7 protein-coding genes are annotated in these 9663 nt (G+C 73.0%); 4 read left to right on the top strand and 3 right to left on the bottom strand.

The features are described 5' to 3' along the window. Positions 1-332: 332 nt before the first annotated feature. Together GT030_RS09585 and ptsP are read left to right on the top strand one after the other, a co-directional pair. Entirely contained in the window at positions 333-782 is a 450-nt protein-coding gene (locus tag GT030_RS09585; RefSeq protein ID WP_161200727.1) for a PTS glucose transporter subunit IIA, read from the top strand. An 88-nt stretch (positions 783-870) separates the two neighbouring features. Next, a complete protein-coding gene (gene ptsP / locus GT030_RS09580) occupies positions 871-2541 on the top strand; it encodes a phosphoenolpyruvate--protein phosphotransferase (protein ID WP_161200726.1) in 1671 nt (556 codons plus the stop codon). An 85-nt stretch (positions 2542-2626) separates the two neighbouring features. On the opposite strand, the gene GT030_RS09575 is transcribed toward ptsP, so the two are convergent. Together GT030_RS09575 and GT030_RS09570 are read right to left on the bottom strand one after the other, a co-directional pair. Continuing rightward, positions 2627-3520: a hypothetical protein gene (locus tag GT030_RS09575; protein WP_161200725.1), complete on the bottom strand. Its 894-nt coding sequence runs from the start codon at positions 3518-3520 to the stop codon at positions 2627-2629. 27 nt (positions 3521-3547) lie between these two features. After that, entirely contained in the window at positions 3548-4819 is a 1272-nt protein-coding gene (locus GT030_RS09570) for an MFS transporter (RefSeq protein ID WP_346009602.1), read from the bottom strand. 45 nt (positions 4820-4864) lie between these two features. On the opposite strand from GT030_RS09570, the gene GT030_RS09565 reads away from it, so the two are divergent. Next, a complete protein-coding gene (locus GT030_RS09565; RefSeq protein WP_161200724.1) occupies positions 4865-6184 on the top strand; it encodes an aminotransferase class I/II-fold pyridoxal phosphate-dependent enzyme in 1320 nt (439 codons plus the stop codon). Between the two features lie 7 nt (positions 6185-6191). On the opposite strand, the gene GT030_RS09560 is transcribed toward GT030_RS09565, so the two are convergent. Further along, entirely contained in the window at positions 6192-8159 is a 1968-nt protein-coding gene (locus GT030_RS09560; RefSeq protein ID WP_161200723.1) for an acetoacetate--CoA ligase, read from the bottom strand. Positions 8160-8370: 211 nt separating this feature from the next. Between GT030_RS09560 and GT030_RS09555 the strand changes: the two genes are divergently transcribed. Further along, positions 8371-9663: TIM-barrel domain-containing protein (locus GT030_RS09555; RefSeq protein ID WP_272920675.1), on the top strand; the 1293-nt coding region annotated here is incomplete at its 3' end.

The raw sequence follows: 9663 nt of genomic DNA, 5'->3' as shown, positions 1-9663 counted from the left end.
TTTCCGATCCGATTTCCTCGGTGCTTTCCAGGTTTTCACTTCGGCGTCTCCGCTTCGGTGTTTTCCTTTCCGGCGGTCCAAACTCTAGCAGGGTTTTTCCGTGTCCCTGACCAGTCGATCGCAGACATGCGAGAACTGATCCCGAGATAGGATCTGACGAGTTTGGGTGCTGCCGAGGATGAGCGCGCTGTCGCGCCACCCGGTCTCAGGCAGGACGATGACTGTACACAAGTCCTGACGACGACGCAAACCCCCGAGGATGGTGGTCTAGACCACTAGCTGCTAACTTCTCTGGGGAACCGCCACCTACCCCACTCATCGGGAGGCCCCCCATGACCAACGTGACGTCCCCCCTCGCCGGACGCGCCATCGGACTGGCCAACGTGCCCGATCCGGTCTTCTCCGGGGCCATGGTGGGCCCCGGTACCGCGATCGACCCGGTGCGTGAGCCCTCCGAGGTCGTGTCCCCCGTGGACGGCGTCGTCGTCTCCCTGCATCCGCACGCGTTCGTCGTGGTCGACGAGAGCGGGCACGGTGTGCTCGTCCACCTCGGCATCGACACGGTCCAGCTCAACGGCGAGGGCTTCGAGCTGCTCGTGAACAAGGGGGACACCGTCGCACGTGGCCAGGCCATGGTGCGCTGGGACCCGGCAGCGGTCGAGACCGCCGGCAAGTCCCCCATCTGTCCCGTCGTCGCGCTCGAGGCCGCGGCCGAGTCCCTCGCCGAGCTGCGCGAGACCGGTGACGTGAAGACCGGCGACAGCCTCTTCTCCTGGTCCTGATCTCCTTGTCCTGACGGCTCGGCCGTCCTAAGGCATATACGACAACCAACGCGGTGGCGGGGGCCACCGCATTAGCGGAGACGGTGAGATGGAGACAACGCTGCGAGGCGTCGGTGTCAGCCACGGTGTGGCGATCGGCGAGGTCAGGCACATGGGGACGGCCGTGCTGGAGCCGCCGGCCAAGCAGATCCCGACGCAGGACGCGGAGCGCGAGCAGGGCCGTGCCCGGCAGGCCGTGGACGCCGTGGCCGCCGACCTGACGGCACGCGGCAACCTGGCCGGCGGCGAGGCGCAGGCCGTGCTGGAGGCCCAGGCCCTGATGGCCCAGGACCCCGAGCTGATGTCCGACGTGGATCGGCGGATCGCCGTGGGCAGCACCGCCGAACGCGCCGTGTACGACGCGTTCGCGGCGTACCGCGAGCTGCTGGCCAATGCCGGTGAGTACCTGGCGGGCCGGGTCGCCGACCTGGACGACGTGCGCAACCGCATCGTGGCGCGGCTGCTCGGGGTGCCGATGCCGGGTGTGCCGGACAGTGACCACCCCTATGTTTTGGTGGCCCGTGACCTGGCCCCCGCCGACACCGCACTGCTGGACCCGGCGCTGGTGCTGGGCTTCGTGACCGAGGAGGGCGGGCCGACCAGCCACAGCGCCATCCTGGCGCGGGCGCTCGGGGTACCGGCCGTGGTCGCGCTGCCCGGCGCCGGTGAGCTGCCGGAGGGCACGGTCATCGCGGTCGACGGCAGCTCGGGCGACATCTTCGTGAATCCGACCGAGGAGACGACGGCGCGGCTGGAGTCGGCCGCCGCCGAGCGCAAGGCGGCGCTGGCCGCATCCAGCGGTCCCGGTGTGACGGCCGACGGGCACAAGGTGCCGCTGCTGGCCAACATCGGCGGCCCGGCGGACGTGCCGGCCGCGCTGGAGGCCGGGGCCGAGGGTGTGGGTCTGTTCCGTACCGAGTTCCTGTTCCTGGACGACAGCAAGAACGCGCCGTCCGAGGAGAAGCAGGTGGCGGCCTACCGTCAGGTGCTGGAGGCGTTCCCCGAGGGCCGGGTCGTGGTGCGGGTGCTCGACGCGGGTGCGGACAAACCGCTGGAGTTCCTGACGCCGGCCGACGAGCCGAACCCGGCGCTCGGTGTGCGGGGACTGCGGGCGCTGCTGGACCACCCGGAGGTGCTGCGGACGCAGCTGACCGCGCTGGCGAAGGCCGCCGAGGGGCTGCCGGTGCACCTGGAGGTCATGGCGCCCATGGTGGCGGACCGTGCCGACGCCAAGGCGTTCGCGGACGCCTGCCGGGAGGCGGGGCTGCACGCCAAGTACGGCGCGATGGTGGAGATCCCGTCGGCCGCGCTGCGGGCGCGGTCGATCCTGCGGGAGGTGGAGTTCCTGTCGCTGGGCACGAACGACCTGGCGCAGTACACCTTCGCGGCGGACCGGCAGGTGGGTGCGGTGTCGCGGCTGCAGGACCCGTGGCAGCCCGCGCTGCTCGACCTGGTCGCGCTGTCCGCCGAGGCGGCGCGGGCCGAGGGCAAGAGCTGCGGGGTGTGCGGTGAGGCCGCGTCCGACCCGGTGCTGGCGTGTGTGCTGACGGGTCTGGGTGTCACCTCCTTGTCGATGGGTGCGGCGTCGATCCCGTATGTACGGGCGACGCTGGCGAAGCACACGCTGGCGCAGTGCGAGCGGGCCGCGGCGGCCGCGCGTGCGGCGGACAGCGCGGACGAGGCGCGGGCGGCGGCTCAGACGGTGCTGTCGGGCGAGTAGCCGGTACCGCGGCACGTCGGTGTGCGCGTGGGTTCGTGGTGGTCAGGGGCGTCCTATCCTTCGGGTGGGACGCCCCTGGCGCGTTTCAGTGGTGGTGTCCGTGGTCTTCCTGGTCGTCCGCGAGGTCGGGGGCCGCGCGGTAGTCGACGCCTGATTCGGGGGCGATGAGGTCGCCGGTGTCGATGTCGGTGCAGTAGGCGTCGAAGACCTCGGAGGCGGTGAGCGGCTGGAGGTGTCCGGCGCGCAGGCGCCAGCCGTGGACGCGGTCGGGGCGGTCGGGGGCGCTGACGCGGATGACGAGGCCGCCGGGGCTGCGGGTGGCGAGGCCGAGGGCGAGGACGCTGGTGAATTCGAGTGCCTCGGCCTGGTCGGGTTCGGCGGTGCCGTGGGCGTCGGCATCGGCGTGGAGCACGGCGACGAGGGTCTCGGGTGGTCCGGCGACGCTGCACACCAGGTGCTGGGCTCCGGGTGGCGCGGTTTCCAGGACGCGGGCGAGCAGGGCGGACGCGCGGACGAAGGCGGCACGGCCGATGTCCTCGCCGCAGGTGGCGCAGGGGCCGAGGCGGGTCAGGAGGGTGGTGGCGTACTCCCAGGTGGCCTGGCGGACGGCTTCGCCGACGAGGGCGGGCAGGAGTGCGGTGAGGGGTTCGCCCTCGTAGGGGATGGTGGGGCCGAGGGCGGCGAGTTCGGCGGTGAAGCGGCTGCGGCTGGCGGGGGCTTCCGGGTCGATGCCGGTGGCGGTGCAGAACTCGGCGTACTCCTCGGGGTCGAAGAGGGCGAGTGCGGTGTGACTGCCTTGCGCGGCACGGGTTTTGAGGACGGCTTCCATCTGGCGCAGGTAGGTGGTGTGGTCGTCGAAGATGAAGCTGCGGTAGCGCCGCATGGCGCGGAAGTCGTGTTCGTCGGTGAGCAGGCCGACGGTGCCCGCGATCTCGCGGCGCAGGACGCGTCGCATGGTCTGGTGGTCGGTGTGCGCCATGGTTTCCCCCTGTGTGTGCGCTGTCGATCAGTGCTCACTCACCGTAACCGGGGGTACTGACAACGGGGTCGGGCGGAGCCGGTCGCGGACCAGGCGGTGCTGGATTCCGCAGGTCAGAGCGATGGTGGTGCCGAGGGCGGTCCAGCCGAGGGGGCCGAGGGTGAGGGCGGCGGTGACGGCGAGGGGGCCGAGGGAGCGCTGTGCGGCCTGGGCGAGACCGTGGACGCCGAGGTAGCTGCCCTGGGCGTCGTCGGGGGCGAGGGCGACGGAGAGTTCCCAGGAGACGGTGGCGTGCAGCATCTCGGCGAGGGTGAAGAGGGTGGCCGAGGCGGTGAGCAGGCAGGTCGCGCGGATCGGGTCGCCGGTGGCGGAGAGGGTCATGGTGAGGCCGCCCAGGGCGAAGAGGGCGGCCAGTGGGACGAGGAGCCGGCGGGACGCCTCGGTGGTGGCGCCGAAGCGGGCGAGCGGTACCTGGAAGGCGACGACCAGCGCGCTGTTGAGCACGAACAGCAAGGGTGCCAGGCCGTGCGGGACGCCCGGGGTGTGGGCGATCCAGAGCGGCAGGCCGATCTTGAAGTAGGTGTCGTCGAGGAAGAGCACGGTCTCGGTGCCGACGTAGGCGAGGTAGGTGCGGTCGCGCCAGGCGGTGCGGGGGCGAGCGCGGGGCGTGTCCTCGGCGGTCGCGGCGACGTGGCTCGCGGAGGGGGGTTCGGCGCAGGTGAGGGTGAGGAGGGCGACGAGGACGAAGGAGAGGGCGTCGCCGGTGAGGAGCCAGCGGTAGGCGGTGGTGGTGCCCAGGGTGAGGGCGGCGGCCGCGGCGAGGCCGCCGAGGGCCCAGCCGGCGTTGGCGGCGGTGCGGTTGAAGGCCTGGTAGCGGACGCGCTCGGGTCCGGCGACGCGGGTTGCGTACAGCTTGGTGAGGATGCTGGCGGCGCGGTCACCGAGGGCACCGAGCGCGGAGTAGGCGACCAGCAGGCCGTAATGGTCGGTGGTGAGGAGGGCGAACGAGGCGACGGCGCGCAGGAGTTGGAGCGCGATCAGGACGTGGGTGAGCCGGAAGCGGTCGGCGAGGCGGCCGCCGAGGGGTGCGCCCGCGATGCCGAGGGCGCCCGAGACCGCGGCGAGGGTGCCGACCTGGGCGGCGGAGAGGTGCGAGACGTAGGTGAAGTACAGGACCGAGACGGAGGCCCACAGGCCGCTGCCGATGCGGTCGAGGAGGGTGACGGCGAGCATCCGGCGTCCGTCACGGCCTCCCGGTATGCGTGCTCGGTGGTTGGCTGCGCCGGGCTTCGCGGCCACGGTTCCCCCTTGCCTCGATTTATGTACTGATACATAATCAGCTACGTGGCAACACAATATGAGATCAGCGGTACGACCGCCAAGGGGATTACGCGTTCCGTCGAACAGGGCGTTTCCGAGGGCGCGTTGGCGCCAGGAGCGGCGCTGCCTCCGGTGCGGCGGCTCGCGGAGGAGCTGGGGGTGAGTCCCGGTACCGTGGCCACCGCGTACAAGGAGCTGCGGCGGCGCGGGATCGTGGTGACCCGCGGCCGGGGCGGGACGGTCGTGGCGGAGGCGCCCTCGGTGGCGTCCCGGCGCCCGCCCAAGGTGCCCGAGGGCCTGCGGGACCTGGCGGGCGGGCACCCCGATCCGGCGCTGCTGCCGGCGCTGGTACCGCCCTCGCGCCTCTCCCCCGGTGTCCGCTCGCACCGTTCAAGATCCCGGCTCGCGCGGCTGGAGAGCGCGGTGCGGGAGTGGATCGGCGCCGACGGGGTGCCGGTGGAGCAGGTGACGTTCGCGCACGGCACGCTGGACTTCGTCGGCCGGGTGCTCTCGGCCGAGCTGCGGCCCGGGGACGCCGTGGCGATGGAGGACCCCGGTTATCACCATCTGCTGGACCTCGTCGCGGCGTTGGGGCTGCGTACAGTGCCGGTCGCGGTGGACGGCGAGGGGATGCGCCCGGAGGAGCTGCGGGGCGCGCTGCGGGCCGGGGTGCGCGCGGTGGTGCTCAGTCCACGGGCGCAGAATCCGTTCGGCGGGGCCTTCTCACCGGCGCGCCGGGACGCACTGGCCGAGGTGCTGCGGGCGGCGCCGGAGGTACTGGTGCTGGAGAACGACCACGCGTCCGACATCTCCGGTGCGCCCCTGCATTCGCTGGCCACGGCCGGGCCGGCCCGCTGGGCCCACGTCCGGACGGTGAGCAAGTTCCTCGGCACCGACCTGCGGTGGGCGGCGGCCGCGTGCGACCCGGTGACGCTGGCGAGGCACGACGGGCGGCTGCTGCTGACCTCGGGCTGGGTCAGTCATCTGCTCCAGGAGACGGTGCACGGTCTGCTCACGGACCCCGCCACGGGCGCGCTGGTGGCACGCGCGCGTGCGGAGTACGCGCTGCGCCGGACCGCGCTGGCCCGGGCGCTGGGTGAACGGGGCATCCCCGCGCACGGGGGGAGCGGGATGAACCTCTGGGTGCCGGTGCGGGACGAGTCGGCCGTGGTGAACGGCCTGCGGTCGCGCGGCTGGTGGGTCGCGGCCGGGACGCGGTTCCGGCTGGCGTCGGCGCCGGGGGTGCGGATCACCACGGCGGAGCTGGAACCGCCGGAGGCGGCGCGGCTGGCCTCGGACTTCGCGGCCGTGCTGGGCGAGTCCGAGGCCACCTACGGCGGCTGAGGCAGGGTCAGGCGCGCTTGCGGGCGAGTTGCTCGTAGAAGCCGAGCAGGGTCAGGTCGTCGATGGAGCCGGGATTGACCGCCTTCTCCAGCGGAGTGCCCTGGAGGAGGCGTTTGACCGGGACCTCGATGCGCTTGCCGGTGAGGGTGTGCGGGACGCCGGGGACCTCGATGATCTCGTCCGGGACGTGCCGGGGCGAGAGCTGTTCCCGGATGGCCTTCTTCACCCGGTCCCGCAGGGCGTCGTCCAGGGCGGCGCCGGGGGCGAGGTGGACGAAGAGGGGCATCCAGTAACCGCCGTCGGGCTGTTCGATGCCGATGACCAGGGACTCCTTGATCTCCGGGAGGCGCTCGACCACCTCGTAGATGTCGGCGGAGCCCATGCGGACGCCCTGGCGGTTGAGGGTGGAGTCGGAGCGGCCGTGGATGATCACCGAGCCGCGTGAGGTGACGGTGATCCAGTCGCCGTGCCGCCACACGCCGGGGTAGGTGTCGAAGTAGCTCTCGCGGTACCGGCTGCCGTCGGGGTCGTTCCAGAAGCGGATCGGCATGGAGGGCATGGGGTTGGTGACGACCAGCTCGCCCACCTCGTCCACCAGCGGCGCGCCGCTGGGGTCCCAGGACTGGAGGTCGGTGCCCAGGCCGGGGGCCTGGAGTTCGCCGGTGTACACGGGCAGGGTGGGGACGGCTCCGGCGAAGCAGGAGCAGACGTCGGTGCCGCCGCTGACGGAGGCGATCCACAGGTCGTCGCCGACCTCGTCGTGCAGCCAGCGGAAGCCGTCCGGGGGCAGCGGGGAGCCGGTGGTGGCGACGCACCGGACGGTGGAGAGGTCGAAGTCGCGGGCCGGGTGGACGCCCGCCTTGCGGCAGGCCATGACATAGGCGGCCGAGGTGCCGTAGAGCGTGGTGCCGGTGCGTTCGGCGACCCGCCACTGGGCGCCGGTGTCGGGGTAGCCGGGGCTGCCGTCGTACAGGACGATCGTCGTACCCGTGAGCAGGCCGGAGACGAGGAAGTTCCACATCATCCAGCCGGTCGAGGTGTACCAGAAGAAGCGGTCCTCGGGGCCGAGGTCGCAGTGCAGGCCGAGCTGCTTGAGGTGCTCGACGAGGATGCCGCCCTGGGACTGGACGATGGCCTTGGGCAGGCCGGTCGTACCGGAGGAGTACAGCACCCACAGCGGGTGGCCGAAGGGGACCTGTTCGAAGACCGGTTCGGCGTCGCCGGCCGTCAGGCCGGCCCAGTCCAGGGCGCCCTCGGGGGCGTCGGTGCCGAGCAGCGGGATGTGCACGACCGCGCGCAGGGTGGGCAGTTCGCGGCGGAGTTCGGCGACGGTCTCGCGGCGGTCGTGCTCCTTGCCGCCGTAGCGGTAGCCGTCGACGGTGAACAGGACGACCGGCTCGACCTGCTGGAAGCGGTCCAGGACGCTGCGGGCACCGAAGTCGGGCGCGCAGGAGGTCCAGACGGCGCCGACGGCGGCCGTGGCGAGCAGGGCGACGACGGCCTCGGGGATGTTGGGCAGGTAGCCGCTGACCCGGTCGCCGGGGCGGACGCCGAGGTCGCGGAGGCGGGCGGCCAGCGCGCCGACCTGGCGGCGCAGTTCGGCCCAGGTCACCGGGCGGGGCTCGTGGGTCTCGTCGACGTACAGCAGCGCGGGTTCGTCGGCGCGGTCGTCGGCGGCGCGCAGGGCGTGCTCGGCGTAGTTGAGGGTGGCGCCGGGGAACCACTCGGCGCCGGGCATGGCGCGGTCGCCGAGCACGCGCGCGTAGGGCGTGGCGAAGCGGACGTCGAACCACTGGGTGACGGCCGTCCAGAAGTCCTCCGGCTCGGCCACGGACCACTGGTGCAGCGCCGGGTAGCCGCCCCCGGCCGGGGCGCCGTGGTGCTCGGCGGCCCATGCCTGGAACCGGGTGATGCGGGCACGGGCGATCCGCTCGTCGGTGGGCTGCCAGAGCGGCTGCGGATGCTCGGTGGACATGATGCGGCTCCCGGACTGTACGCGTCGTTGCGTCGTCCGCGCACGGCTGAGGGGTGCGCGGGACAGGGCTGACAGGGACGATGCCATGTGATCGACTTCGGCACCAGGGCACGCCCCCACATGGTGCGTGTGTCAACGATGTGGTCCCACCACGGTGAACGGCAGTTGAACGGCACACGCGCGTGGTGCGCACAGTGACAGGGTGAGCAGCATGAACGGTCGTGACCTGGTGCGTTCGTGGGGCGGGGTCGGCGCGGGACGCGCCGCGCGGGGGATGCGGGCGGTGCGGGCCGCCTGGCACCGCAGGCGCAGCGATGCCGTGGGGCTGCCGCCGAGGGGTGCGGAGCGGGCGCGGGTGCCGGGTGAGGTGCGGGACGCGGAACCGCAGCCGGGCGGTGGGGTGATCCGGTTCGCGCGCTCGGAGCTGCGGATCGTGGTGGCGGTCGGCGGGGCGGTGTTCCTCGGCTGGGACGGGGCGGGTCCGGAGCCGTCGTACGCGCTGGCCGGTGGGCCGCCCGAGGTCGATCCCCGGGCGCTGCTGGAACCGGACAAGGACGGCGGCTGGCGGGTGGTGGCCGAGCGGGTGACCGTCGCGGTGTCCCGGCACGGCGCGGTGGAGATCCGTACGCCCGGCGGTCTGGTGCTGCGCCGGGAGCTGCCGCCGCGCTGGTGGGAGCCCCTGGGCGGGGGTGCGGCGCGCTGGACGCAGCGGGCCGAGGTGGCGGCGGACGCCCGGTTCTTCGGGCTGGGCGGGCGGACCTCGGGGCCCCGGCTGCGCGACGGCTCGTACCGGCTGTGGAACGGGGCGGTGCCCGTGGCGATGCCGGTGCAGCTCGTGGTGGCGGACGCCTCGGCGCATCTGGTCTTCCACGACACGCCCTGGGACGGGACGGTGGTCCTGCGGGAGGGCGAGGAGGGCGCCGGTTCCGGGCACGACCGGGCCGGACGCTGCGAGATACGGATGGCTGGGGGCCCGCTGCGCTGCTGGGTGATCGTGGGCACCCCCGCGCGCGTGCTCGGCGTATGGGCGTCGCTGACCGGCGCGCCCGCGCTGCCGCCCGCCTGGGCGCTGGGACACCAGCACGCGCGGGACTTCGCCGGCGAGCAGGAGGTACGGGCGATCGTCGCGGGCTACCAGGAGCGCGATCTGCCCCTGGACGCCCTGCATCTGGACGCCGGCCACCACGACGGCGGACGCCCCTTCAGCGTCGACCCCGACCGTTTCCCCAAGCTGCCGGTGCTCGCGGAGGAACTGCGCCGGGACGGGGTGCGGCTGGTGTCGGCCGTCGACGCGGCGGTACGGGTGGTGCCGGGGGACGCGGTGTACGAGGGCGGCTCGGCCGTGGACGCCTTCGTGCGGGACGCGTCGGGGCGGACGGTACGGGGTGAGGGGCGGGCCGGTGAGTCGGTGTTCCCGGACTTCACGCACGCGTGGGTCCGCGCGTGGTGGGGCGGGCTCTACGAGGAGCGGCTGGAGCAGGGGTTCGCCGGGTTCTGGCACGGC

It is taken from the genome of Streptomyces sp. SID1328 (assembly GCF_009865595.1).
Lineage (GTDB): Bacteria > Actinomycetota > Actinomycetes > Streptomycetales > Streptomycetaceae > Streptomyces > Streptomyces griseoluteus.
This window is presented reverse-complemented; position numbering and strand designations above follow the sequence as displayed.

Bases quoted from the DNA above. Each gene is read 5' to 3' on its own strand.
- GT030_RS09585 (WP_161200727.1), top strand. From the start codon at position 333: ATGACCAACGTGACGTCCCCCCTCGCCGGACGCGCCATCGGACTGGCC.
- ptsP (WP_161200726.1), top strand. From the start codon at position 871: ATGGAGACAACGCTGCGAGGCGTCGGTGTCAGCCACGGTGTGGCGATC.
- GT030_RS09560 (WP_161200723.1), bottom strand. From the start codon at position 8,159: ATGTCCACCGAGCATCCGCAGCCGCTCTGGCAGCCCACCGACGAGCGG.
- GT030_RS09575 (WP_161200725.1), bottom strand. From the start codon at position 3,520: ATGGCGCACACCGACCACCAGACCATGCGACGCGTCCTGCGCCGCGAG.